The following is a 24543-nucleotide window of genomic DNA, read 5'->3' on the forward strand; positions in this document are numbered from 1 at the left end:
AAGTATCCATGTTCCCCAACGATAGCGAACGACCCGACCCGGACGCCTTGCTGGCGCAAGTGCAGGCGCAGGAGCGCAAGGCGGCGCGGGGCAGGCTACGCATTTATTTCGGCGCTTCGGCCGGCGTGGGCAAGACCTACGCCATGCTGGGCGCCGCCCGCAAGCTGCAGGCCGACGGCCAGCAGGTGCTGGTGGGCGTGATCGAAACCCACGGGCGAAGCGAGACGGCGGCCATGCTCGAAGGGCTGGACGTGCTGCCCCTGAAGAAAATCGAGTATCGTGGCAAGCAGATCGCCGAATTCGATATCGACGCTGCGCTGGAGCGCCATCCACCGCTGATCCTGATGGACGAGCTGGCGCACTCGAACGCGCCCGGCTCGCGCCATCCCAAGCGCTGGCAGGACGTTGATGAGCTGCTCGACGCGGGCATCGACGTGCTCACCACCGTCAACGTCCAGCATCTGGAAAGCCTGAACGACGTGGTGGGTGGCATCACGGGCATCCGGGTGGCCGAGACGGTGCCCGACACGGTGTTCGACGAGGCCGACGAGGTGGTGCTGGTCGACATTCCCGCCGACGAACTGCTGTCCCGCCTCAAGGGCGGCAAGGTGTACCAGGAACAGCAGGCCGAGCGCGCATCCAAGAATTTCTTCCGCAAGGGGAATCTGATCGCGCTGCGCGAGTTGGCCTTGCGCCGTACGGCCGACCGGATCGAGGACGACGTGCGGGCCTACCGGGTCGAGAAATCGATCGACGACATCTGGAAGACCGGCGCGTCGCTGCTGGCGTGCGTGGGGCCGACCCCGGACGCCGATCACACGGTGCGCAGCACGGCGCGCCTGGCCAGCCAGCTGGGCACGGATTGGCACGCCATCTACGTGGAGACGCCGGCGTTGCAGCGCCTGTCCGCCCAGCAGCGCGAGCGCATCCTGAATTCGCTCAAGCTGGCCGAGACGCTGGGGGCCACGACGGCCGTCCTGTCGAGCGGCGACATCGCGCCTGCGGTGGTGGATTATGCGCGCAGTCACAATCTGTCCAAGATCGTGATGGCACGCGGCGGCGCCGGCCGGCCGTGGCGCCAGCCCCTGATCCGGCGCATGGCCGCCTGCGCGCCCGACATCGACCTGATCGAAATCGGCGAGTCGCCACATGAGCCTGTCGTCGCGCCGTCACGGCTGCGGCCGGAAGCCGACGCCGAGCTGGAGGAGGGCGACGCCAAGCGGCGCGTCGCGGGCTACCTGTGGGCCGCTGGCTCCGCGCTGGCGACGGCGCTTCTGGCCACGCCGTTGCTGACCTACCTGGACCTGGCCAATATCGCCATGCTGTTCCTGCTGGTGGTCATGCTGGTGGCCGTGCGCCATGGCCGTGGGCCGTCGGTATTGGCCACCTGTGTTTCCGTGGCCTGCTTCGACTTCTTCTTTGTGCCGCCGCGCTTCACGTTCGCCGTGTCGGATTTCCAGTACCTGATCACGTTCGCGGTCATGCTGGCGGTCGGCCTGATCACGGGCCGCCTGACCTCCGGCTTGCGCTTCCAGGTCAGGGTGGCTTCGCACCGCGAGGCCCGGTCACGCGCCTTGTATGAATTTGCCCGCGAACTGTCCGGCGCGCTGCAGGTCGAACAGATCTTCGAGACGACGCGCAGCTTCATCCAGAACGCTTTTCGTGCCCGCGCCACGCTGCTGGTGCCTGATGACGACGGGCGCTTGCAGTTGCCGCCGCAGGACCCGTCCGATGCCGCCGCCATGGCCCATCTGGCCGTGTTCGACAGCGGTATAGCCCAGTGGGCCTTTGACCACGCCGAGTGTGCCGGCCTGGGAACGGACACGCTGCCGGCCAGCCGCATCTTCTACCTGCCACTGGTGGCGCCCATGCGCACGCGGGGCGTGCTGGCGATCCAGCCTGAACACCGGCGCTGGATCATGATCCCGGAACAACGCCAGCAGCTCGATACCTTCGCCGCGCTGGCCGCCATTGCGCTGGAGCGGGTGCACTACATCGAGGTGGCGCAAAACGCCTTGGTGGACATGGAGTCTGAACGGCTGCGCAACTCCTTGCTGGCCGCCCTGTCGCATGACCTGCGTACGCCGCTGACCTCGCTGGTGGGCTTGTCCGAATCGCTGGCCGGTTCGCGTCCGCCGCTATCGGAGCAGCAGCGGGAGCTGGCCGGCGCGCTGCATTTCGAGGCGCTGCGCATGAGCGCCCTGGTATCGAACCTGCTCGACATGGCGCGCATCCAGAGCGGTGAAATCAAGTTCAACCTGCAATGGCAGGCGTTGGAGGAGGTGGTGGGCAGCGCGCTGCGGGCTGACCGCTTGCAGCTCAAGGACCACGTGGTGCGCACCGAGCTGGCGCCGGACCTGCCGCTGCTGCGCTTCGACGCGGTGCTGATTGAACGGGTGCTGTGCAACCTGCTGGAGAACGCCGCCAAGTACACGCCGCCCGGTTCGCACATCACCGTCAGCGCAGCCTTGCGTGGCATGTTCGTGGACGTGACGGTCTATGATGACGGCCCCGGTTTACCGGCGGGCCGCGAAGACGCGATCTTTGAAAAATTTACCCGTGGCGAACGGGAGTCCGCCAAGCCCGGCGTTGGCCTGGGCCTGGCGATTTGCCGTGCGATCGTCGAGGCGCATGGCGGCACGATCGTGGCGGCGCCTTCGCCCGCCGGCGGCGCGGCCTTCGTGTTCACGCTGCCGGTGGGCAGTCCGCCCCCCATGCCCGATCTGGACGCCGACCACACAGGACCAAGCGATGAATGAACCCATGCCCACCGCCTTGCTGGTGGAGGACGAACCACAAATCCGGCGTTTCCTGCGCACCGCGCTTGAAGAAGAGGGCTGGCAGGTGTTTGAGTCGGGCCTGCTGCAACGGGGGCTGATCGACGCCGGCACCCGCACCCCGGACCTGATCGTACTTGACCTGGGTTTGCCGGACGGCGACGGCATCGATTTCATTACGGATATCCGCAAGTGGTCAGCCGTGCCTATCGTTGTCTTGTCGGCGCGGGTCAGCGAGACGGAAAAGATACGTGCGCTTGATGCGGGTGCCGACGACTACCTGACCAAACCGTTCGGCATGGGGGAGTTTCTGGCGCGGGTGCGCGCCACGCTGCGCCGCCAGCGCCAACCGGAGGCAGGGCTTGGCGGCACCGTCCGCTTCGGCGACGTCGAGGTGGACTTGAAGGGACGCTGGGTCAGCAAGGGGGGGAAGCGTGTGCACCTGACGCCGACTGAATACCGCTTGCTGGCCCTGCTGGTCAGCAATGCCGGCCGGGTCATGAGCAACCCGCAATTGCTGCGGGCGATCTGGGGGCCGTCGCAAGTCGAGAGCGGCCACTACCTGCGCATTTACATGGGCCATCTGCGCCACAAGCTGGAGGACGATCCGGCCCAGCCACGTTACCTGCTGACGGAAACGGCCGTTGGCTACCGCTTGCAGCTGCCTGGTTGACGGCGCCGGCCGCCATGCTGGCGATGTTTACGCAATGTTTACACAGCGGCGACATTTTTTTACAGCATCTTTAGGGCGTGCGCGCTAAGCTTTTATATACCGAAACCACGAGGTCATAGGTATATGAGCGAACATCGAGTCGATTGGAGCCGCCCGGTCGCGGCGCACCATGGACGGCATATCCATCGCAAGAATCTGCGGGCACTCTATCTGCTCGCCGCGACCGGACTGATCAGCGTGATATTCCAGCTGCTGCTGTTCTGGCTGAGGGCGCTGTGAGCGCCGCCTGTCCGGCGTCCGCGCAGTTGAACGCCCCGTTGCCGGCGACCCATCCACCCAGTCACCGGCTCGCCGGACTGGCTCTGGCCGCGCTGGGCATCGTGTTCGGCGACCTCGGAACCAGCCCGCTGTATGCCCTGCAGGAAGCGTTTCACGGCGGCGCCGGGGTGGGCGCGACACCGGACAATGTGATCGGCGTCGTATCCTTGTTCCTGTGGTCGCTGATCCTGATGGTCAGCATCAAATACGTGCTGGTGCTGATGCGGGCCGACAATCGTGGCGAAGGCGGTCTGCTCGCCTTGCTGGCCCTGCTGATCGGCGACCGCACCGACCGCGAGGCCAGCAGGCGGGCACGGCGCTGGATTTACCTGGCCATGATAGGCGCCGCCATGCTGTACGGGGATGGGTTGATCACCCCGGCCATCTCGGTGCTGAGCGCCGTCGAGGGGCTGGAACAGGCGACCCCTGCCTTCCAGCCCTACATCGTGCCATTGACGGTCGTCATCCTGGTTGGCCTGTTTGCGATTCAGCCGCTCGGCTCCGGTCGGGTAGGAATCGCCTTCGGCCCCATCCTGGCGCTCTGGTTCATCGTGATTTTTGTGCTGGGCCTGGCATCGCTGGCGCAGACGCCCGCCATTCTGCGGGCGCTCAATCCCGGCAACGGCTTGCGCTTCTTCGTGCAGAACGGCTGGCATGGCTTCCTGGCGCTTGGCGCCGTTGTGCTGTGCCTGACGGGCGGGGAGGCGCTGTATGCCGACATGGGCCATTTCGGCGCCCGTCCCATCCGTGTGGCGTGGTATGGACTGGCCCTGCCAGCCTTGATGGCCAGCTATCTGGGGCAGGGGGCGCTGCTGCTGCGCGACCCTGGTGCCGCCAGCCATCCGTTTTATGCGACCGTGCCGGGCTGGGCCTTGTATCCCATGGTGGCGTTGGCCACGCTCGCCACAGTGGTGGCCGCGCAAGCGCTGATTACGGCCGTGTTCTCGTTGACCCGTCAGGCGTCCCAGCTGGGGCTGAGTCCCCGCGTGACCACCCGCCACACGTCCGACAGTACGGCCGGCCAGATCTACCTGCCGGCGCTGAACTGGATCTTGATGGTGGGGACTATCGCGCTGGTGCTGGCCTTCCGTTCCTCGGCCAATTTGGCCGCCGCATTCGGCCTGGCCGTCTCCACCACGATGGCGATCACGACGATCCTGTTTGGCGCGCTGGCCGCCGTGCGCTGGCGCTGGCCACGCTGGCGCATCGCGCTGGTAGCGGGCATATTCCTGTTCATCGACCTTGGCTTCCTGGCGGCCAATGCGATGAAATTTGTCGATGGCGGCTGGCTGCCCTTCGTCATCGGTCTGCTGGTCTTCCTGCTCACGGTGGCCTGGTTCACCGGGCTGCGTGTGTTGCGCGCTTCTCGCGCCGATTCCGGCTATCCTGTCGACATCCTGATCGACAGCCTGGCGCTGTCGCCCCCGCACCGCGTTGCCGGCACGGCCGTATTCATGATGCCGCCGGGAACTGCCGCACCCGTCGCGTTGCTGCACCATCTCAAGCACAACCAGGTGTTGCACGAGCGCGTCGTGTTGCTGACGCTGCTCACGACGGATGCGCCCCGCGTGGCCGAGGGCGAGCGCTTGACGGTGGACTGCATGGCGGCCGGCTTCGTCAGGATCGTCGCCCGCTATGGATACATGGAAGAGGCCAACGTGCCGGCGTTGCTGGAGCATGCATCGCCGGCATCGGGGCAGCTTTTGTACGATCCCATGAGCACGTCGTTCTATCTGGGGCGGGAGTCGCTGGCGCTGCCTGCCCATGGCAACTGCGTGCTGCGGCTGCTGTTGCGGATATTTATCTGGCTGCACAAGAATGAGTTGGATGCCACGGCCCACTTCCGTATGCCGCCGAACCGTGTGGTGGAACTGGGTGGCCGGCTAGACCTCGTGCTGTCCGATAACTAGGGAAATAGCGTGGAGCGCTATTTGCGGGGCAGCAAATAGCTGGGCCAGAACAGCGCCCACCACAGCACTCTCAGGCCGCCGCCAACGTCGATGTGACCCATGTCCGGCAAGGGAAACGGGATCTGCTTGAGGCGCATGACGGCCAGGCCGACGTTGAGCCAGATGATGGCCAGGTATTCGGTGCGGGTGTCGAACGTGTAGTCGACCAGTAGCGGGACCAGCAGCACGGTGCCATAGGCGATGACCATGGCAAGCGAGAAACGCAGGAATTGATGGAGGGTCATGATGCGGTGCCAGGTCGGCCTGGTCATGCGGAAGAAAACGGTGCCGCCAGCATAGCCGCATCAATCTAAAAATATTGTAAAACTTGGATGGCCAAGTATAAAGGAAGCGTAAATCTTCAAGTTGTCCGGCGGGCCAGAGTGGGACGTGTTCCCGCTGGCCAGTATTGGCAAGACGGTCAATGGCGTTGATGCGCGCAATTTTAATTTCGGCCGGCACCGAACCTGCAAAACCTACGAAAGGGGCTTTTGTAGGTTTTGCAGGTGGCAGGGCATCATCCTTTTCAAAATCAGTCGGATGCCCTACCTGCTTCAATACCTATCTTAGGCCGCTTGCACGAGCGCCGCTGGGTTGACCAGATAGCATTCGCTGGGCCGCCCCCCGGTTCGGCGGACCTCGCGCTGCAGCCACTCGTACTCGACCAATACCTCCAGTGCCTTGCTCACGGCATCGGGTGTCGCCATACCCGTCCAGCATTTCTGCGCCACTTGGCGCGGCGTGAACGTGGTACCCAGCTGACCTGCTAGGATCTTCTTTAATAACAGGGCTGCTCCTGCCGTTTCTGGGGTAGCCGCTGCCGCATAAAGGCGGGTCGCGTGGCCACGGAGGTGGACGCCCCATGCGATCGCTCGCAGCAGTTCAGCTTGTCCGATCACCAGGCCGCTGCCTGGCGTATCGATCTTGGCGAAAATCAACGCGAGGGCTGGGATCAGCTTCCGGTACTTGGCCAAGTGTGATTCCAGGGCCGGGTGCAATTCGCCGCGCAGTAACTCCTGTTCAAGGTCGACGCGCCAGTCGTTGAAGATGAGTTGAGCTTCAGGGCTGAATCGCCAAATCTCCTGCTCATCATTAGGGTCATGGTCCAGGTCCGCGAGGCGTTCGTAGATGCGCCATGCGTCCTCCCGGGCTGCGACGTCGGGCAACTGGTCTACATTGTGAAACTGCCCCTTGGGATCGGGCCAAACGGCAAGGCCGAACCGCTGCAGGAGGCCGTCATCTGACCGTCCCCCTGATACCGCGCCACGGACGTAGTCTTGCACGCGGCCGGGCTGCATGCCGCCGAGCATAGCCAGGCAGACACGCTTGATCCGCACCGTGCCACGGCCAATGCGGTCGAAAGTGTAGTCTTTGTCACCGTCGTAACCTTGAAGGTAGAACGCCCTCGCGCCTTCCTGCCCCGGCTTGTCCATCATGGTCAACAGACCGTGTAGTTCATCACGGTAGGACAGCACCCCCCATGGGTTGGCTAACATCAGCTCCCCCAATTTCTCGAACGTGGCGTCGTTGACGATATGCCTGCGCAACGTCGGCTCGGGCGGTACTTCCACGGCCTGGAGCAGGGCGCGTGCCGCAGCGGGGTCTTTGCCCACGAGGCCTTTCGCCTTCTTTTCATTGTCGGCACTTTGTAACACAGTCAGCTTGCTGTCGAGCAACCACGTGTTGCGAGCCGCGATCCATCGATCATATTGATCGGCCTCCAAACGATGCAGCGGCTTGAGCACTTCGGCCAGCGCCGGGCTTTTCATCGTGCCAGGACGACCGCAAATGAGTCCCCACATGTTCGGTACGACGTGCCAGTCGTCATGCTCCTTGGGCTGGATTACGGCCCTGGCACCGATCAGGCTTGACGCGGCGACCAGGGCGCCAACGGCCGGAAAGTCTGCCGGGCACTGCATGCGGTTGGCGATGTCCATCACCCAGGGCCGCAGCTTTTCGGGCAGCAGGGAGGGATTGAAAGGAGGAACGGCGGGCAGGGTGTTGGGCAGTTCGGTCGGCGCGCCCCACCGTTCAATGTCAGGTTTGTTGTCTACGGTTTCGCCCTGCCTTTCGATCTGTTCATCGAGGGCGGCAAGGCCGAGCATGAGTTCGTTACGCATTGATGAGGTCCAATCCAGAAAAGAAGCGTTGGCTAGCGAGGACGAGGCGGGCATGCTGTTCGTCCGACAGCGGCGTGCCAGACGCCATCAGCCGCGAGAATTGGCCGATGGTCAGTGCTTCTCCTGCCAGTGCGGCCAGGATGAGGTGTGCGTTGAACGGGCGCTTTACTGGCCGGTAGCCATGCGCTTTGGCGTGCGCGTTCTGAGGGTAAAGATCCGTGAAGTTCAGACCAAGCTGTGCGAGGATTTCGCAAGCACCGCAGCCGGCGAAGCAGTGCAGGAGCACGATCCCGCTGTCTTTCTCCACGATGGCCAAGCTTGGGTGCTTGTCGTTGTGTGCCGGGCACAGGGCGACATACTGTCCGCTTCCTTTTTTTTGCACACCGTCCAGCTTTTCGAGAATCAGCTCAAGGCTCATTTCGTTTTCCTTTTGAGTAATTGCTGTCGATTCAAAACCGCGTGCTGTTCCGTGAGATGTGCGCCTGCCTCCGTCGCCGGATGACGCTGTATCTCATGCTTGGTTTGCCAGCGTGCGCGTCCTCTTGGCCTTGGCCTACGCGATCACCATTGGTCTACATGCCGCCTGGGCGGACTTGTCGAGCAGGATGGTGCTGCGGGCGTCGGCCGGGAGGACGACGGATGGCACGCGGATCAGGTGAGGCGGATTAGGTAGCCTTGGATTCGTTGATGCGGGCGGCTTGCCACGCGGCGATGTCCGTGGACAGCCAGGCAACGGCACGGGGGCCGACGTTGATCGCGGCTGGGAAGTTACCGGCTTTCATATCCGCGTAGATCGAGCTGCGGGATTTGCCGGTCTTGGCCATTACTGCGGCGAGGCGGAGGAATTGCATATCTTGCGTCATAGAACGCTCCTTGAATGGAACGAACGCAGAGTCCAGCAACCACAGGATGTCAGTCAATGCGCCTGATTCTTTGCATTTGCAAAATGATAACAAATGCAGAAAGCTGCACGAAATTTGTTGACCTGACAGGACTGAGAAGTTAACCTTGATATTGTCCCTCTAGACAACATCAGCCGGATTTACGTTCGTATGGTGTGTTTCAAATAACGCCCCCGGCACCGGCAAAGTGCATGGGGCGTTGCCTTTTCAGTTGGGCGTTTTTGAACGTCCCCGTTCATGTTTAAACGCTAACTGAAAGCCATTTTAGGCCGCTTGTTTTCTGCTCTCCAAAGGATATTTGGAAAATATTTCTCTTGCTTTTTTGTGTTTTTTCCGGTCACAACGATTAGTTGCGCCGCGCAAATTTGCGAAAGCCTATACCTAAAGGCTTTGATTCGTGACCACAAGTAGGGCTTGTGGGGCGCGCAGTGGAACTATTCGGAGCTATTGTCGTTTTTTTGATACAAATTCCACGCGAGGACAGGGATTAATGTCCGTTGACAGCCGGTCTGAAGCTGGTTGCGCAAGTCACAGCTGGCGTTCGCTGGCGATTTCGACCTCATGCCGCCTTATTGAAATTTCCTGCCACCACATGACGATCCAGTCTGATTTCGTCCAGGTAGTCAGCCCAGCGCTGCATCATGTCTCTGCGGGCTGGCAAGTGTGCGGTGCGGTTGTAGGCGCGGCCGTTGGGGTCTTTCACGGCGTGAGCAAGCTGGTGTTCGATCAGGTCAACCCGCTCGCAAAGTATCTCGTCCAGGATCGTCCTGGCCATTGCGCGGAAGCCATGCGCGGTCATCACGTCCTTGCTGTATCCCATAACGCGGAGGGCGGCATTGATGGTATTGTCGCTCATGCAGCGCTCACCTGTTCGGATGCTGGGGAACACGTACCTGCCGTGTCCTGTCATTGAATGCGCCGTCCGTAAGAGCGCTACGGCTTGCCTGGACAGCGGGACCAGGTGGTCCGCCTTCATCTTCATCTTGTTGCCCGGGATGCGCCATTCGGCGGCGTCCAAGTCAAATTCGGCCCACTCGGCAGCACGCAATTCGCCAGGGCGCACGAACGTCAGGGCCAGCAGCCTGATGGCCGCGACCGTATAGGCGTGGCCTTCATATGCATAGATGGAGCGCATCAGCTCACCGGCCCGTTTCGGTTCGGTGATCGCAGCGTAGTGCGCTTTCGGCACGGCCGATAATGCGCCGCGCAGGTCTGCCGTCACATCTCGACAGTCGCGGCCGCAGGCGACTGCGAAGCGGAACACCTGTCCACAGAGTTCTTTCATCTTATGTGCCGACGCCTTGGCCCCGCGAGACTCAACTATGCGCAAGGCAGCCAGCACGTCGATCGGCTGGATGGTGGAAATGGGCATTGAGCCGATGGCTGGGAAAATGTTGCCCTCCAACCACCTGGTGTTTTTCCGTTGTGTGCTGCTGGCGCGGTCCGGCGCCGTTCTGGCTAGCCAGTCGCGGGCGACCGCCTCGAAGGTGTGGGTGGCCTCGTCGTTCTTTTTCTGCTTCTCAGCGCGCTTGGCTTGTGCTGGGTCGATGCCGTTGGCGCGCAGCTTATTTACTTCCGCTCGCTTTATCCTTGCCTCCGCCAAGGTCACTTCGGGGTAGGCGCCGAGAGTGAGCCGGTTTTGCTTGCGGTTGGGCTGTCGGTAGGCCATGCGCCAGATCTTCGAGCCGGATGGCGTGACCTCAAGATACATGTTGCCGCCGTCGGCCAAGGTGTAGGTCTTATCCTTGGGCTTGGCGTTCTTGACTGCGGTATCCGTGAGTGGGGTGGCGAGCTTGGGCATTTTGCATCCATCCGATTGCGGGTTTTGCATCCATGGATGAAAGTATGGATGCAAAAACGCTGGATGTAAATGGACGGCAATAGCGCTAAATAAACAAAAAACCCGCGCTCTCAGAGAGAGAAACGCGGGCTAGTGTACGGCTTTGGACTTCTATAAACATGTTCTTGGTGCCTCGGGCCGGAATCGAACCGGCACGCCTTGCGGCGGCGGATTTTGAGTCCGCTGCGTCTACCAATTTCACCACCGAGGCAACGCGACACGCATTATCACTGATTTGCAACTGCAGGGCAACCCTGGCGGCCCATTATCTCGTGGCCCTGGCCCCTGATGGCTTGCGGGGCCGCCATTTTCGGCTAGGAAAAGCGTCACCGGCTGCTACCATGAAATATGCGCCGCGCGGGGGCGCGGCGGGCCCGGCAGTATCGGGCGGGATAGTCCGGAGGCGAAATCATGTACGGGAAAATGATGAGCATCGCGCTGGCCTGCGGCATGCTGGCCAGCCCCGCCATCGCGCAACAGCAAGCGCCGGCCGTGGCTGGCGACAGCGCCCAGGTCAGGATCAGCAAGAATGTCGCGGCCACCACGCCGTACCATCTGGCGCCCCAGGAATTTGGCGCCTATGCCCAGCCTTATCTGCTGGAAACGGGACTGGTGCTGACGTTCGAACAGCGGCGGCACCGCTATTACACGCAGATACGCAATGAAGCGAAGGTGGAAATCTTTCCCTTGGCGGCCGGGGTGTTCACGTCCGCGGACGGCACCCTGTTCGTGTTCCGCGACGGCGGCGACACCATCGCCGTCAGCCACCTGGAGCGCATGCCGTTCGCGCAGCAGGCCCGCGTCACGCCGGGACGGGTGTACCTGGCGTCGCGCTGACGGCTGGCCGGCCGCCGGGAGCGCGCCGTGGCCGCGTGGTGAGCGTTATGGCGCCGGTTGCCAGTGGGCGTAGCGCCGTTCGATCTTGCCGAAGGTGCCGTCGCGCCGCAGGTCGGCCGCCGCCATGTTGAGCTTGTCCACCAGCCGGTCCGGCACGGTCCGGTTGCAGGCCAGGTAGACCTGCACCTGATGGAAGACGAGCAGGGGACCGATGACGCCTTTCCAGGCTGGCCGGTCAGGGCCGGGGCTGCCGGGGCGCATGCCCACGGCCCACAAGTCTATGCGCTTGAGCAATAGCTTTTCGGGATTGGCCAGGTCGTTGGTGGTGGCCTCGACCTGGAAGCCACGGCTGCGCAGGTAGTCGTCGCGCGCGTCGCCATTGTAGGTGCCGATGCGCAACGGCCGTGCATCCTCCAGCGTGCGCAGGGGGAAGCTGTGGTCGAGCCGGCCATAGAACACCCAGTCGGCCTGGTCGGTTGGCCCCACCCATTTGAACAGGGCTTCGCGCTCGGGCGTGCGCGAGGTGGAGTAGACACAGGTGGCCGGCTGGGTCTGCGCCATGTGGTAGGCCCGCTTCCACGGCAGCACGTCGAGCCGGTAGGGCGTGCCGGTACGGGCCATGAGCGCGCGGATCTTGTCCGTCTCCCGTCCCGTCACCTGGCCATGTTCGCGCATGCTGGCCGGCGCCGCGTTCTCAGTGAGCAGCGTCAGCAGGTCGTCGCAACGGGCCGGGCCGGCGTGCAGCAGCAGCGCGACGGCCAGCCCCGCCGCCGGGCGGAGCAATGGGGTAGGCATGGTGGATGGCGAGTGCGCCGGGCGGGAAGCGCCCGGCTGGTAGGTCTAGCATAGCAGCAAGGGGCCGGCCTTGTCGCGCTGGCCGCGTTGCTTCGCGTCAATCGGCGCGGCGGTACAGGCGGAAGCGTTCCTCGCGGTCGGCCGGGCGCCGGCCTTCCCACAGCAATTGCCATTGCCGGCCCCGGTGCTGGGGCAGGATTTCCTTGTCGTCGCGCACGCGGATACTGTCTTGCAGCAACAACACCTGGCAGCGGCCGCCGGCCATGCCCGTGAACGGTAAATGGGCGTAGTAGGCGAACGAGGCGCGCTGGGCCGGGCCCACATTGGTTTCGATGCAATCGACGCCGGGCGGCAGCTTGTCGGCGATCTGGTGTGCCACGCTGGCGTAGCTCTTGCTGTAGTTCATGTCGGGCAGGAACAATGTCATCAGCAGGATCCAGATCAGGATCAGGCCGCCGGACGACAGCACCACGGCCCGCCACAGCACGGCCGGCTGGCGCGAGATCCGCCAGTGCACCAGGGCGATCCAGCCGCAGCTGGCGGCGGCCGCCACCAGGAAGGCGGCCAGGCCCAGTTCGGGCTTGAAGCCGGGCACCAGCTTGAGCGCGTTCTTGGCGGCCTGGGCCGGCCAGCCCGTCAGCTTGGCGCACCAGAAGATCCAGATGATGGCCGCGCCCAAGGTCAGCACCATCACGGAGAACCAGTCGATGGCGTTGATGGCGCCCCGTTTCATGGTCAGCAGGCCGAAGGCGGCCATGATGGACAGGGCCGGCAGCAGCACCAGCAGCTGGCCTTGCTCGGGATTGGGGTGGAACAGGGCCAGCAGCGCGCCCATGGAGACGAAGGTGACGGGCACCACGATGTGCAGCACGTGGCGCTGGCGGCGCCAGGCGTACACGGCCCAGCCGGCGAACGGCCAGGCCGGCCAGAAGAACCACAGGCCGACCCGGAAGAAGAATTTCAGCGAGTGCACGGTGGGCAGGGTCAGCTGGAGTAGGTTCCACGCCATCCAGCCCGGCACGGGACTGGCGCCGTACGGTTGCAGCCACTGGGCCGGCAGCACCCAGGCGGCGCTGATGGCGCCGGCCACGAGCACGGCCAGCAGCAGGTCGCGCAGGCTGCGCCCGGCCGGCAGCTCCAGGAAACGGGTGCACAGGAACAGGGCCAGCGTGAGGAAGGCCGGCGTCATCCAGCCGCGGTTCAGTGTGAGCAAGCCCAGCGCCAGGCCCGTCATGGCCGCGTTGCGCAGCGACGGCGTTTCCATGTAGCGCACGGCGCGGTACAGCAGCAGCGCCACCAGCGATACTTGCAGCGCTTCGGACGTGGTTTCGTGGCTGTGCAGCAACAATCCCAGGCAGCCCAGGTAGATCAGCATGGCCGCGTCGGCCAGGGTGCGGCCGAAATCCCTGGGCTCGGGCTGGCCGCCGAAGGCCAGCCGCAGCGGCTGGGCGTCCTGGCGGCGGCCCAGGCTGAAGGTGGCGTACCACAGCGAACCGACGCCCAGTAGGAACACGGCCACGGTGGCCACGCGCGCGCCCAGCACGTCACCGAGCAGCCAGCCCGTCAGCTTGATGCCGATGGCGCCCAGCCAGAACGCCAGCGGTCCCTCGTCGGGCATGGACAGGCCGGCGATATTGGGCCACAGCCAGTCTTGCCAGCTGCCGTGGGCCATGGTCCACATCACGCCGAAGCTGGCCGCGTCATCGTTCTTCCACGGTTCGCGGCCGATCAGGCCGGGCAGGATGTACAGCAAGCCCAGCGCGAACAGGGCCCAGCGTGGCAACGCGAGGGTGGCGGCGGCGGGAAGGCGGACTGGCTTCATCAGAGACGGTGCGAAATAAAAGGTAGACGGGAGTATGCAGGAAAACCGGGCAGGCGACGGGGCGGAAAACAAAAAAAGGCAGCCGTAGCTGCCTTTCTTGTGGTCGCGGCGGAATTAACCGGCGGCGACGGACGTTTTGGAACCGACGGAACCGAACTTCTGACGGAATTTCTCGACGCGGCCAGCGGTGTCGACGATCTTGTGCTTGCCGGTGTAGAACGGGTGCGATTCAGCCGACACCTCGATCTTGACCAGAGGGTATTCTTTACCTTCGTGGGTGATCGTTTCGCGGGTCTGGATGGTCGAACGGGTGACGAACTTGAAGTCGCACGACAGGTCGTGGAACACAACTTCGCGGTAATCTGGATGGATATCAGCTTTCATTTATCGCCTCGGTATGGGTAGGTAGCCAAACAGCACTTCGTCGGTCCGCCTGCTTCTTGACCCGATTGCCGCTCACTTGCCAGTGGTTGAATTAATGCAACCGAAGATTATACAGTCCTTCGATCGGCGCGGCAAGCGGGCAAAAAAATGGGAGGCGCGCGGCCTCCCATGGTCAGGCGGTGTTAACCACCCCTTCTCATCATGTCGAAGAATTCGGCGTTGGTCTTGGTCGCCTTCATCTTGTCGAGGATGAACTCCATCGCTTCGATCTCGTCCATCGAGTACAGCAGCTTGCGCAGGATCCAGATCTTTTGCAGCTGGTCCGGCTTGATCAGCAATTCCTCGCGGCGGGTGCCGGACTTGTTCAGGTTGATGGCCGGGTACACGCGTTTTTCCGCCAGGCGGCGCTCCAGGTGCACTTCCATGTTGCCGGTGCCCTTGAATTCCTCGTAGATCACGTCATCCATGCGCGAACCGGTCTCGATCAGGGCGGTGGCGATGATGGTCAGCGAGCCGCCTTCCTCGATGTTGCGAGCCGCGCCGAAGAAGCGCTTGGGGCGCTGCAGGGCGTTGGCGTCCACACCGCCGGTCAGCACCTTGCCCGAGGCCGGGATCACGGTGTTGTAGGCGCGCGCCAGGCGGGTGATCGAGTCCAGCAGGATCACCACGTCCTTCTTCATTTCCACCAGGCGCTTGGCTTTTTCCAGCACCATCTCGGCCACCTGCACGTGGCGCGTGGCCGGTTCGTCGAAGGTGGAGGCCACCACTTCGCCGCGCACCGAACGCTGCATCTCCGTCACTTCCTCGGGACGTTCGTCGATCAGCAGCACGATCAGGGTCACGTCCGGATGGTTGGCCGTGATGGCGTGCGCGATGTGCTGCAGCATGACGGACTTGCCGGATTTGGGCGAGGCCACCAGCAGGCCGCGCTGGCCCTTGCCGATCGGCGAGATCAGGTCGACGATACGGCCCGTGATGTTTTCCTGGCCGTTCATTTCCCGTTCCAGGCGCAGCGGCTCGTTCGGGTGCAGCGGCGTCAGGTTCTCGAACAATATGCGGTGTTTCGACGCTTCCGGCGATTCGCCGTTCACCTTGTCTACCTTGACCAGCGCGAAATAGCGTTCGCCATCCTTGGGCGTGCGCACTTCGCCTTCGATCGAATCGCCCGTGTGCAGATTGAAACGGCGGATCTGCGACGGGGAAATATAGATATCGTCGGTCGAGGCCATGTAGCTGGCGTCGGGCGAGCGCAGGAAGCCGAAGCCGTCGGGCAGCACTTCCAGCGCGCCGTCGCCGAAGATCTGTTCGCCGGACTTGGCGCGCTTTTTCAGGATCGCGAACATCAGTTCCTGTTTGCGCAGCCGGGCCGCGTTGTCGATATCCAGGCCGATCGCCATCTCCAGCAGCGCCGAGACGTGTAAGGCCTTCAATTCAGATAGATGCATATGTGTTGAGTGTCCCGTGACGGGAAAGTAAAGGGTGGGGGAGGGAAGTGCGTGGGGTTGATCACATGGACGCCGCCATCGGGCGTCCTGCCAGTCGCGGCGGCGTCGCGAACGCGGCGCCGCCGGTGGGCTGCATGATACTTAGATATTGCTGTCGATGAAAGAGGTCAGTTGGCCTTTTGCCATGGCGCCCACTTTCTGGGCCGCCGCCACGCCGTTCTTGAACAGGATCAGGGTGGGAATGCCGCGGATGCCGAACTTGGCCGGCACGGCCTGGTTGGCGTCCACGTCCATCTTGGCGATCACGATCTTGCCGTCATATTCCTTGGCCACTTCTTCCAGGATGGGGGCGATGCTCTTGCAAGGACCGCACCATTCAGCCCAGAAGTCGACCAGCACGGGGCGGTCCGATTTCAGTACGTCGGTGTCGAAGGAGGCATCGCTGATGTGTTTGATATTTTCGCTCATGTTTTCCTCAGTCAGAGGGTCAAAGTGGGATTAGTGGTCGCCTATGGCTCAGCCTTTCCTGGCCATCGACGCGCTGGAACGACAAGGAGCACGTGGTGGCGGTCTGCTGGAATTCAATCTGCGGAAGGGGTGGCAAGAAAGGTCGGCAGGCGGGGATGGCTGAAATAATAACCCATTTTTCAGGAAAGGGGGCGGATTGCCGCAAATGTTTGAATGACCCGTCAGGCCAGCCGGACCAGGGCCGTGCGCAGCGCGTCCAGCCGCAGCGGTTTGGCCAGCGCGCCCAGCAAATGCAACTGGTGGAAGCGGGCCAGCGCGCTGGCCGCGTGCAGCACGGCTTCCTGCTGCCCGGACAGCAGGATCAGGCCGCCGCCGTAGCGGCGCGCGGCCAGCGCCTCGAGCAGCTGGAAGCCATCCTGGCCCGGCATGCACAGGTCGGCCACCACCACGGCCGGGCGCGGCTGGGCGCCGTCCAGCGCGGCCGCGCCAGCGGCGCCGTCGCCGGCCTGCAACACGGTGGCCACGCCCAGCTCACCGAGCATGTCGGCCAGCATGGCGCGCTGGAAGGCGTCGTCGTCCACCACCAGCACGCAGGGCGCGCTGGCGATGATGGCCGGGTGCGGGGCGGCGTTCATGGCGCCACGCCCGATGGCGCGCCGGCCCCGGCACGCCGTGGCCGGGCCGCCGCCTGCGCCAGCAAGCCGGCCAGCCGCTCGCGCGCCAGCGGCTTGGCGCAGGCGCCCAGCAAGGCCAGGCCGTGGGCCTGCGCCAGGCGCTCGGCCGCCTGCAGCACGCCCACGTCCAGCCCGGACAGCAGCACCACGGCGCCGTCGTAACCCTGTTCGGCCAGCAGCCGCAGCAGTTCGATGCCGTCCAGCTCCGGCAAACCCAGGTCGCAGATCAGCAGGTCGGGGCCATCGGCACGCAACAGCTCCAGCGCCCGCAGGCTGCGCGTTTCGCAGCGCACGGCGTGCGGGCCGAGGCCGGCCACCATGTCGGCCAGCAGCTCCAGCGTGAACAGGTCGTCGTCCAGCAGCAGCACTTGCAGTGCGCGCGGCGCGGCGCCGGGCGTCGTCGTGGGAGTGGGGGCGGGCCGGTGCATGCTCAGCGCTCGTCGGCGAACGTGGTGTGGGTCATGATCTGCTCCGTTACCTGGCCCAGCAAGGGCCACAACTGGGCCAGCAGCGCGCGCGCCGTGGCGTCGGCCGTGGCGTCGCCGCCAAGGTGTTCCAGTTGCAGGCACAGGTCGGCCATGCCCAGCGCGCCCACGGTGCGGGCCGCGGACTTGATGCGGTGGCCCAGCTCGCGCACCGGCTGCAGCTCGCCCCGGTCCAGCGCGGCCTCCATCTGGCGCAAGCCTTCCTCGGTGCTCTGCAGGAACTTGAAGGCGAACTTGCGCACCTTGTGCGGGTCGTAGCCGAGCAGGCGGGCCAGGATCGACAGGTCGATCACGGCCGGATCGCCACCGAGCGTGGCGCGGAACGCGGGGGCGCCGCGCGGCGGCGGCGGCAGCGGCGCGCTGCGTTCGGGCAGCCAGCTGGCGATGGTCTGGTACATCAGGTCGGGCTGGATGGGTTTGCTGATGAAATCGTCCATGCCGGCGTCGATGCAGCGTTCGCGGTCCTCGCTGGTGGCGGTGGCCGTCATGGCCAGCACGCGGGTGTCGGCCAGGCGCGGGTCGGCGCGGATCCGGCGGGTCGCTTCCAGGCCGTCCATCAGCGGCATCTGCACGTCCATCAGCACGCAGTCGAAGGCGGCCTGGCGCAGCAGCTCGAGCGCCTCGGCGCCATTGTTGGCCAGGCATACGGAGGAGCCGGCATCCTCCAGCATCTCGAGCGCGATCTGCTGGTTGAAGCTGTTGTCCTCCACCAGCAGGATGCGGGCATCCTTGAGCGACTGCATCACGGTGGCCGTGCGGGCCGACGCCACCAGTTCGGCCGCCGCGTCGCTGACCTGGTGGATGATGGCCGGCACGGTGGCGCCCGAAACGCCCAGGCGGGCCGTAAACCAGAACGTGCTGCCCTGGCCCGGCGCGCTCTCCACCCCCACTTCGCCGCCCATGAGCTGGGCCAGCTGCTTGCAGATGGCCAGCCCCAGGCCCGTGCCGCCATAGGCGCGGGTGGTGGACGCGTCGGCCTGCTGGAACGACTGGAACAGCTTGTCCATCTCCTCGGGCGACAGGCCGATGCCGTGGTCGCGCACGTCAAAGCGCAGCAAACAGCTGTGGGCGTCGGCGGCCAGCTGGCGCACCCGGATATCGATCGCGCCCTGTTCGCTGAACTTGATGGCGTTGCTGGTGTAGTTGATCAGGATCTGGCCCAGCCGCAGCGGGTCGCCGCGCAGCACGGGCGGCAGGGCCGGATCGAGGTCGAAGGTGAGCGTCAGTTCGCGGCTGGCGGCCTTGGGCGCCAGCACCGTGGTCAGGGTCTGGATCACGTGCTCGAGCGCGAAGTCGGTCTGCTCGATGTCGAGCCGGCCCGCCTCGATCTTGGAGATGTCGAGGATGTCGTCGATGATGCCCAACAGGTGCTCGCCGGCGAAGCGGATCTTTTCCAGGTAGTCGCGCTGGCGCGGATCGAGCTCCGTCTTCAGGGCCAGGTAGGCCATGCCGATCACGCCATTCATGGGGGTGCGGATCTCGTGGCTCATGTTGGCCAGGAACTGGCCCTTGGCCTGGCTCGCTTCCTCGGCCAGGCGCTTGGCCTGGTCCAGCTGTTCGGTGCGCTGGGCCACCCGTTCCTCGAGGTGCTCGTTCAATTCGCGCAGCGCCTGCTCGGCGCGCTTGCTGTCGGTGATGTCGAGCGACATGCAGATCAAATAGGCCGGCCGCCCATCCTCGTCGAACACGGGTTTTTTCAGCACGCGCAGGTGGCGTTGCTGGTCCAGCACGCGGTGCCAGATGGTTTGTTCATAATCGATCAGCACCCCGCCGGCGAACGCTTCGCGGTCGCGCTGGCGGAACGCGGCCAGTTGTTCGGGCGAGTGCATCACGCTGTCGTCGCCGTCGGGCAGGTCGGCGTAGGCGAAGCCCAGCTGCTGCTCGCAGGCGTGGTTCATCAGCAGGAAGCGGCCGTCCGGGTGCTTGATGAACAGGCCGGTGGGCATCATCTGGATGATCTCCTGCAGCCGCTGCTCGCTGCGCCGCAGCGCATCCTCGGCCGCCTTGCGCTCGCCGATGTCGGTCAGGCTGGCCACCACCAGCGACACCGCGCCCTGGGCGTCCGTGACCGGCTCCGCGTTCACGGACAGCCAGCGCACGGCGCCGCCGGGCAGGTGCAAGCCCATCACAACCTCGCGCACCGGCAGGCCCGTGGCCAGCGCCCGCTGCAGCGGATGGCTGTCCACGTCGTAGGCCGTGCCATCGTCGCGCAGCGCGTCCCACAGGCCAGGGGCGCCGTGTTCCAGCATGCGGGCCGCGGCCGCGTTGCTGTCGACCAGGCGGCCGGACCCGTTCAGCACCACCAGGCCGTTGGTAACGGCGTTGAAGATGGACGCCTGGCGCTGGCTCGAATCGCGCAGCGCCGCCTCGGCCGCCCGGCGCGCCGTGATATCGGTCAGCATGGCCAGCGTGCCGCCGTAGCTGCCATCCTCGGCGTAGATGACGGTGGTCGAGAGCAAACACCACAGCATGCTGCGGTCGCGCCGGTACAGGCACACGTCGCCCTGTTCCGGCTGGCCCGAGGCGCGCTGGCGCAAGTGCTGCTGCAGCCGTTCGGCGCTGGGGGCGTCCATGAAGTCCGTCATGGGGCGGCCCAGCATGTGTTCCACGTCGTAGCCCAGCATGCGGGCCATGGTGGGGTTGACGAAGTTGGTCTGGTCGCGCGCGTCGCACATCCAGATGCCTTCGGCCGCCGTCTGCACGATCAGGCGGTAGCGTTCCGTGCTCGAATGGAGCGCCTCCTCGGCCCGCTGGCGCTTGGTCATGTCGCGCAGCGCCACCACCGACAAGTCCTGGCCCGACAAGGCGATCGGCGACAGGTGCAGCATGGCGGGGAAGCGGCTGCCGTCGGCGCGGCAGGCCATCAGCACCCGGCCCGGCAACTGGGGCCGCGAGAACAGTTCGCGCACGTGGCCGTTGCTGCGCATGGCGTCGGGCACCAGCTGGTCCATCGAGCGGCCCTGCATGGCGCTGCCCTCGTAGCCGAACACGCGGGCGCAGGCCTGGTTGGCGTAGCGCACCTGGCCGGCGCGGTCGGCGATCAGCATGGCGTGCGGCGTCGCCTCGAGGATGGCGCACACGCGCGCCTGCTCGGCCGCCATGTGCTCGCTGATGTCGGCCAGCGTGCCGGCCGCGCGCACGGCGCGGCCCTGGCTATCGCGTTCGAGCACGGCGCCACGGGCCTGCACCCATTTCCAGCTGCCGTCGCGGCAGCGCATGCGGCATTCGCTGATGAGGCGTTGCGGCTGGAGCTCGGGTGTGGCCTGGTCCAGGAAGACGGCGATGGCGGCGCGTACGCGGGCCTGGTCGTCCGGGTGCACGTGGGCCAGCCAGGCGCCCGCTGCGGGCTGGAATTGGCCGGGCTCGTAGCCCAGCAGCGCGCAGTAGCGGGCCGACGGCTCCAGCTTGCCCTCCTGCGGCAGCCAGTTCCACATGCCTTCGCCCGAGCCTTCCAGCGCCAGGGTGGCCAGGCGCTGGGCGCCGCCCAGCCGGTCTTCCGCTTGCTGCAAGGCCGATTTCAGCGCGCGCACGCGCCACAGGGCGCCCGCCGCCAATGCCAGCAGCGCCAGTAACGCGGCGCCGGCCGCCAGCGCGCCATAGGGCAGGTCGACGCGGGCCGGCGGCGGCCGGTACAGCAGGCCGTCCGGCGCGAAGCCGGCCGGCAGCATGCCCTGGGCCGCGAACAGGGCGGCGATGGCGCGCCACCGTTGCGGATTGCTGTAGCCCAGTTCGATCAAGCCTTGCTCCAGCAGGGGGGCGATGTGCTGGGCCTCGTACATCAGGTGTTCGCGGCTGTGCCGTTCCGGGTAGCGGGCGCGGATCAGGTCGGCCAGTTCGCCCTGGTGGGCCATGGCGTACTGCCAGCCGCGCAAGGTGGCCTCGCGCATGGCGCGCGCGCGGGCCGGGTGCTCGCGTAACTCCGTTTCGGTGGTGTACAGGTTGTCGCCATAGAAGTCCATGCCGGCCGTCCGTGGCGACAGCAGTTCGTAGCTGGTGTTGCCGCGGCTGAGCACATAGGGCGCGTCGGTCGAATACACGGACAGCACGTCGACCCGGTTTTCCAACAGCACGTTATCATCGAGCTGGTAGGGCAGCCGCGTCATGCGTTCGAGCGGCACTCGCTCGCGGCGCAGGTAGGCCGTCAGTTCCTCGCTGCCGGGCGCCAGCATGATGCGGCTGCCGGCCCATGGCAGGCGCTTGCCGTCCGCGTCGCGCCGCACCAGCAGGGCGGCGGCCGAATGCTGGAAGATGGCGGCCAGCACCACCACCGGCTGGCCGCGGGCCCGGTCCAGCAGCAGCGTGCTGTCGCCGGTGCCGTACTGGGCATGGCCATCCACCACCTGCTGCACGGGATCTTCGCCGGGGCGCGCTTCCTGCAGCGTCACGTCCAGCCCGGCCTCGCGGTAATAGCCCTGGGCCTGGGCCGCGTAGTAGCCGGCGAACTGGAACTGGTGCTGCCACTTGAGTTGCACCACCACCTTCTCCGCGCCCAGCGCCGGCAGCGCGGTGGCGAACAACAGCACCCCGGCCGCCAGCCAGCGCGGCGGACGGCGCCGATGCGGTATGCGGTGGGGCGCTGGACGGTTGGGCAACAAGGATATCCCTTTCATGCGGCAAGCGGGCGCGCGCCGGCGCCGGCTTTTATTCCGGTCAACTATAGCATCGAAATTTTGCCCGTAGTGTTAACTTTTGCGATACGGAACTGCCGCGCCCGCGCAGTGTGTGTTGGCGCAAATTCGCCCGCCGTTACGGGCGTTCTGGTGACAAATGGTGAGAATGTGTGGACGAAAAAGTGCTAAGTGGGATGAGGCTGGATGGCCCGGCGGCGGGCCGGGCTGCGATGAAAGAATATTTCATTTCACAGCCCTGGATGAAATTAAATTACGAGAAGCTGCCGGCGAACTGGTAGCGATGGCCCGGATGCCACATGGTGGCCAGCGAGGCCACCCTGCCGGCCGAATGGGTTTGCCGTTTCAGCACCAGGCAGGGCTGGCGCGTGTCGATGGCCAGCATCTCGGCGATCTCGCGCGGCGGCGCCAGCGCCTCGATGCTGTAGGTGGCCCCTTGCAGGGGCGCGGCCGCCATCAGGTATTCGTTGGGGGTGAGGTGGCTGAAATCCTGTTCCATGTAGTCCGGCGCGCACAGCGGGTTGACCCAGCGGTCCTCGACCTGGATCGGCACCCCGTTCTCGAAGTGGACGATGACGGAGTGGAACAGCTGGTGGCCGGGCGGCAGGTCGAACTGCTTGGCCAGCAGCTCGCCGGCCTTGCCCCGTTCCAGCAGGCGCAGGTTGGAACGGTGCACGTGGCCACGCGCCCGCACCTCGTCGGCGATGCTCTTGATCTCCAGCAGCGTGGCCTGGTACTTTTGCTGCGCCACGTAGGTGCCGGCGCCCTGGCGGCGGGTGAGCACCTGTTCGGCCGTCAGTTCGCGCACGGCGCGGTTGACGGTCATGCGCGAGACGCCGAACTGGCGCGTGAGCGCCTGCTCGGACGGGATCACGTCGCCTTCCTTCCATGTGCCGGCGGCGATCTGGGCCAGCAGGTAATCCTTGATGCGCTGGAAAATCGGGGTGTTTTCTTGCGGGGCTGACTGGTCCAAACGGCTTCTCCGTAGGCCGGCCTGGAGTGGACGGCTCGCCGTCATTTTAGCATTGGCGCGGGCGCGGCCGTAAGTGGGGCGGCCGGCGCCGCGATTCAAAAGCAAGCGCCGGAGTGCGGGGCTGCATGGCGGCGCCTAACATGGCATCATCCATCCTTAACCAACGGAGCGGGCCATGAGCCAGACCCCTTACGCCAGCGACGAACAGCGCTGGGCCGCAGTACAACAGCGCGACGCCAACGCCGACGGCGTGTTCTATTATTCCGTGCGCAGCACGGGCGTGTACTGCCGCCCGTCGTGCGGCGCGCGGCCAGCCTTGCGCCGCAACGTGGCCTTCCACGACAGCCGCGAGGCGGCCGAGCAGGCCGGCTTCCGGCCCTGCCTGCGCTGCAAGCCGGACCAGCCGCCGCTGGCCGAGCGCCAGCGCGCCATGGTGGCCCAGGCCTGCCGGTTGATCGCGGCGGCCGAGTCGGAGCTTGACCTTGACACCTTGGCCGCCGCCGTCGGTGTCAGCCGCTTCCACTTCCACCGCCTGTTCAAGGCCCACACGGGCATCACGCCCAAGGCGTATGCGGCGGCCGAACGGGCGCGCCGGTTGCAGGACGGGCTGGCTGCCGCGCCATCCGTGACGGAGGCGATCTACGCGGCCGGCTTCAATTCCAGCGGCCGTTTCTACGCCCAGTCGCCGGCCGTGCTGGGCATGACCCCGCGCGCGTTCCGGGCCGGCGGCAGCGGGGCCGAGATCCGCTTCGCCATCGGCGCCTGTTCGCTGGGCGCGATCCTGGTGGCCAGCACGGCGCGCGGTATCTGCGCCATCCTGATGGGCGACGATCCCGATGCGCTGGCGCGCGACCTGCAGGATCGCTTTCCGCAGGCCGAGCTGCGCGGCGCCGAACCCGATTACGAGCAAGTGGTGGCGCGCGTGGTGGCGCTGGTGGAGGCGCCTGGCATCGGCCTGGACTTGCCGCTGGACGTGCGCGGCACGGCGTTCCAGCAGCGCGTGTGGCAGGCGCTGCGCGCCATCCCGGCCGGCAGCACTGTCAGCTACACGGAACTGGCCGAAAGGGTGGGCTTGCCGAATGGCGCGCGCGCCGTGGCCGGGGCGTGTGCGGCCAACGCGCTGGCCGTGGCCGTGCCGTGCCACCGCGTGGTGCGCAACGATGGCGCATTGTCCGGCTACCGCTGGGGCGTGGAACGCAAGGCGGCCTTGCTCGAGCGCGAAGGCGTGCAGCGCGGCGTGATGGAGCACGAGGAGGCGCTCAGTGAAGAACGGTGAACTCGATTTCGGCGCCGGCCTGCCGCCGCGCCAGCCGCGCAAGACGGCACCGGGACAGGCAGCGGTGCCGGCCGGCGCCACTAGCGCTCGCGGCGCGAGCAGTGCGACCAGTGCGACCAACGCGATCGATGCGGCCAGCGTGACTGGCGCGGCCAACGCGGGTAATGTGGGTAGCGC

20 protein-coding genes and 1 tRNA gene are annotated in these 24543 nt (G+C 65.5%); 6 read left to right on the forward strand and 15 right to left on the reverse strand.

Features of this window, described 5'->3' with window-relative positions; all coding sequences use genetic code 11:
- Positions 1–8: 8 nt before the first annotated feature.
- From kdpD to H3H36_RS13885, 4 genes are all read left to right on the forward strand, one after another.
- Positions 9–2759 (forward strand): two-component system sensor histidine kinase KdpD, encoded by a 2751-nt coding sequence (gene kdpD / locus H3H36_RS13870; protein ID WP_182218545.1) that lies wholly within the window; start codon positions 9–11, stop codon positions 2757–2759.
- Positions 2752–3450, forward strand: coding sequence for a two-component system response regulator KdpE (gene kdpE / locus H3H36_RS13875; RefSeq protein ID WP_182218546.1), 699 nt, complete (start codon positions 2752–2754; stop codon positions 3448–3450). Before kdpD ends, kdpE begins: the two co-directional genes overlap by 8 nt.
- Before the next feature lie 123 nt (positions 3451–3573).
- Positions 3574–3729 carry a hypothetical protein gene (locus tag H3H36_RS13880; RefSeq protein ID WP_182218547.1) on the forward strand — a complete coding sequence of 52 codons (156 nt, stop codon included), beginning with the start codon at positions 3574–3576 and terminating at the stop codon, positions 3727–3729.
- Between the two features lie 26 nt (positions 3730–3755).
- Entirely contained in the window at positions 3756–5678 is a 1923-nt protein-coding gene (locus H3H36_RS13885) for a potassium transporter Kup (protein ID WP_182218549.1), read from the forward strand.
- A 17-nt stretch (positions 5679–5695) separates the two neighbouring features.
- Here the strand turns inward: H3H36_RS13885 and H3H36_RS13890 are convergent, their stop codons facing one another.
- The 6 genes from H3H36_RS13890 to H3H36_RS13915 all read right to left on the reverse strand — a co-directional run bounded on the left by H3H36_RS13890 (position 5696) and on the right by H3H36_RS13915 (position 10790).
- The gene (locus H3H36_RS13890; RefSeq protein ID WP_182218551.1) at positions 5696–5962 is read right to left on the reverse strand and encodes a hypothetical protein; all 267 of its coding nucleotides are present in this window, start codon (positions 5960–5962) and stop codon (positions 5696–5698) included.
- A gap of 321 nt (positions 5963–6283) precedes the next feature.
- A complete protein-coding gene (locus H3H36_RS13895; RefSeq protein WP_182218553.1) occupies positions 6284–7837 on the reverse strand; it encodes a YfjI family protein in 1554 nt (517 codons plus the stop codon).
- Positions 7830–8276 (reverse strand): CHC2 zinc finger domain-containing protein, encoded by a 447-nt coding sequence (locus H3H36_RS13900; RefSeq protein WP_311196635.1) that lies wholly within the window; start codon positions 8274–8276, stop codon positions 7830–7832. The genes H3H36_RS13895 and H3H36_RS13900 overlap by 8 nt, the downstream gene beginning before the upstream one ends.
- Before the next feature lie 226 nt (positions 8277–8502).
- Positions 8503–8700 (reverse strand): helix-turn-helix transcriptional regulator, encoded by a 198-nt coding sequence (locus tag H3H36_RS13905; RefSeq protein ID WP_182218557.1) that lies wholly within the window; start codon positions 8698–8700, stop codon positions 8503–8505.
- Between the two features lie 598 nt (positions 8701–9298).
- Positions 9299–10540 carry a tyrosine-type recombinase/integrase gene (locus H3H36_RS13910; protein ID WP_182218559.1) on the reverse strand — a complete coding sequence of 414 codons (1242 nt, stop codon included), beginning with the start codon at positions 10538–10540 and terminating at the stop codon, positions 9299–9301.
- Positions 10541–10705: 165 nt separating this feature from the next.
- Positions 10706–10790: transfer RNA gene (locus H3H36_RS13915), tRNA-Leu, on the reverse strand.
- 200 nt (positions 10791–10990) lie between these two features.
- On the opposite strand from H3H36_RS13915, the gene H3H36_RS13920 reads away from it, so the two are divergent.
- Entirely contained in the window at positions 10991–11416 is a 426-nt protein-coding gene (locus tag H3H36_RS13920; protein ID WP_182218562.1) for a hypothetical protein, read from the forward strand.
- A 45-nt stretch (positions 11417–11461) separates the two neighbouring features.
- Here H3H36_RS13920 and H3H36_RS13925 read toward each other — a convergent pair whose 3' ends face one another.
- The 9 genes from H3H36_RS13925 to hutC all read right to left on the reverse strand — a co-directional run bounded on the left by H3H36_RS13925 (position 11462) and on the right by hutC (position 23090).
- Complete coding sequence (locus H3H36_RS13925) at positions 11462–12211, reverse strand: substrate-binding periplasmic protein (RefSeq protein WP_182218564.1); 750 nt, start codon at positions 12209–12211, stop codon at positions 11462–11464.
- A gap of 97 nt (positions 12212–12308) precedes the next feature.
- Positions 12309–14033, reverse strand: a complete 1725-nt coding sequence (locus tag H3H36_RS13930) for an ArnT family glycosyltransferase (RefSeq protein WP_182218567.1) — start codon at positions 14031–14033, stop codon at positions 12309–12311.
- 114 nt (positions 14034–14147) lie between these two features.
- Positions 14148–14417 carry a type B 50S ribosomal protein L31 gene (locus H3H36_RS13935; protein WP_182166338.1) on the reverse strand — a complete coding sequence of 90 codons (270 nt, stop codon included), beginning with the start codon at positions 14415–14417 and terminating at the stop codon, positions 14148–14150.
- A 182-nt stretch (positions 14418–14599) separates the two neighbouring features.
- A complete protein-coding gene (gene rho / locus H3H36_RS13940) occupies positions 14600–15862 on the reverse strand; it encodes a transcription termination factor Rho (protein WP_182154088.1) in 1263 nt (420 codons plus the stop codon).
- A gap of 141 nt (positions 15863–16003) precedes the next feature.
- A complete protein-coding gene (trxA, locus tag H3H36_RS13945; RefSeq protein WP_182154087.1) occupies positions 16004–16330 on the reverse strand; it encodes a thioredoxin TrxA in 327 nt (108 codons plus the stop codon).
- Positions 16331–16551: 221 nt separating this feature from the next.
- On the reverse strand, positions 16552–16965 hold the full coding sequence (locus tag H3H36_RS13950) for a response regulator (RefSeq protein ID WP_182218569.1): 414 nt from the start codon (positions 16963–16965) through the stop codon (positions 16552–16554).
- Positions 16962–17432, reverse strand: coding sequence for a response regulator (locus H3H36_RS13955; RefSeq protein WP_229219907.1), 471 nt, complete (start codon positions 17430–17432; stop codon positions 16962–16964). Before H3H36_RS13955 ends, H3H36_RS13950 begins: the two co-directional genes overlap by 4 nt.
- A gap of 2 nt (positions 17433–17434) precedes the next feature.
- Positions 17435–22081, reverse strand: coding sequence for a PAS domain S-box protein (locus H3H36_RS13960; protein WP_182218572.1), 4647 nt, complete (start codon positions 22079–22081; stop codon positions 17435–17437).
- Positions 22082–22370: 289 nt separating this feature from the next.
- The gene (gene hutC, locus H3H36_RS13965; protein WP_229219908.1) at positions 22371–23090 is read right to left on the reverse strand and encodes a histidine utilization transcriptional repressor HutC; all 720 of its coding nucleotides are present in this window, start codon (positions 23088–23090) and stop codon (positions 22371–22373) included.
- Between the two features lie 175 nt (positions 23091–23265).
- Between hutC and ada the strand changes: the two genes are divergently transcribed.
- Positions 23266–24366: a bifunctional DNA-binding transcriptional regulator/O6-methylguanine-DNA methyltransferase Ada gene (ada, locus tag H3H36_RS13970; RefSeq protein WP_182218577.1), complete on the forward strand. Its 1101-nt coding sequence runs from the start codon at positions 23266–23268 to the stop codon at positions 24364–24366.
- Positions 24367–24543 lie beyond the last annotated feature (177 nt).

The sequence above is a fragment of the Rugamonas fusca genome, from assembly GCF_014042365.1.
GTDB lineage: Bacteria > Pseudomonadota > Gammaproteobacteria > Burkholderiales > Burkholderiaceae_D > Rugamonas > Rugamonas fusca.

What these genes read in the sequence shown, in the direction of transcription:
- kdpD (WP_182218545.1), top strand. Translation starts at nt 9, where the DNA reads ATGTTCCCCAACGATAGCGAACGACCCGACCCGGACGCCTTGCTGGCG.
- kdpE (WP_182218546.1), top strand. Translation starts at nt 2,752, where the DNA reads ATGAATGAACCCATGCCCACCGCCTTGCTGGTGGAGGACGAACCACAA.
- H3H36_RS13880 (WP_182218547.1), top strand. Translation starts at nt 3,574, where the DNA reads ATGAGCGAACATCGAGTCGATTGGAGCCGCCCGGTCGCGGCGCACCAT.
- H3H36_RS13890 (WP_182218551.1), bottom strand. Translation starts at nt 5,962, where the DNA reads ATGACCCTCCATCAATTCCTGCGTTTCTCGCTTGCCATGGTCATCGCC.
- H3H36_RS13895 (WP_182218553.1), bottom strand. Translation starts at nt 7,837, where the DNA reads ATGCGTAACGAACTCATGCTCGGCCTTGCCGCCCTCGATGAACAGATC.
- H3H36_RS13905 (WP_182218557.1), bottom strand. Translation starts at nt 8,700, where the DNA reads ATGACGCAAGATATGCAATTCCTCCGCCTCGCCGCAGTAATGGCCAAG.
- H3H36_RS13910 (WP_182218559.1), bottom strand. Translation starts at nt 10,540, where the DNA reads ATGCCCAAGCTCGCCACCCCACTCACGGATACCGCAGTCAAGAACGCC.
- H3H36_RS13920 (WP_182218562.1), top strand. Translation starts at nt 10,991, where the DNA reads ATGTACGGGAAAATGATGAGCATCGCGCTGGCCTGCGGCATGCTGGCC.
- H3H36_RS13925 (WP_182218564.1), bottom strand. Translation starts at nt 12,211, where the DNA reads ATGCCTACCCCATTGCTCCGCCCGGCGGCGGGGCTGGCCGTCGCGCTG.
- H3H36_RS13930 (WP_182218567.1), bottom strand. Translation starts at nt 14,033, where the DNA reads ATGAAGCCAGTCCGCCTTCCCGCCGCCGCCACCCTCGCGTTGCCACGC.
- H3H36_RS13935 (WP_182166338.1), bottom strand. Translation starts at nt 14,417, where the DNA reads ATGAAAGCTGATATCCATCCAGATTACCGCGAAGTTGTGTTCCACGAC.
- rho (WP_182154088.1), bottom strand. Translation starts at nt 15,862, where the DNA reads ATGCATCTATCTGAATTGAAGGCCTTACACGTCTCGGCGCTGCTGGAG.
- trxA (WP_182154087.1), bottom strand. Translation starts at nt 16,330, where the DNA reads ATGAGCGAAAATATCAAACACATCAGCGATGCCTCCTTCGACACCGAC.
- H3H36_RS13950 (WP_182218569.1), bottom strand. Translation starts at nt 16,965, where the DNA reads ATGAACGCCGCCCCGCACCCGGCCATCATCGCCAGCGCGCCCTGCGTG.
- H3H36_RS13955 (WP_229219907.1), bottom strand. Translation starts at nt 17,432, where the DNA reads ATGCACCGGCCCGCCCCCACTCCCACGACGACGCCCGGCGCCGCGCCG.
- ada (WP_182218577.1), top strand. Translation starts at nt 23,266, where the DNA reads ATGAGCCAGACCCCTTACGCCAGCGACGAACAGCGCTGGGCCGCAGTA.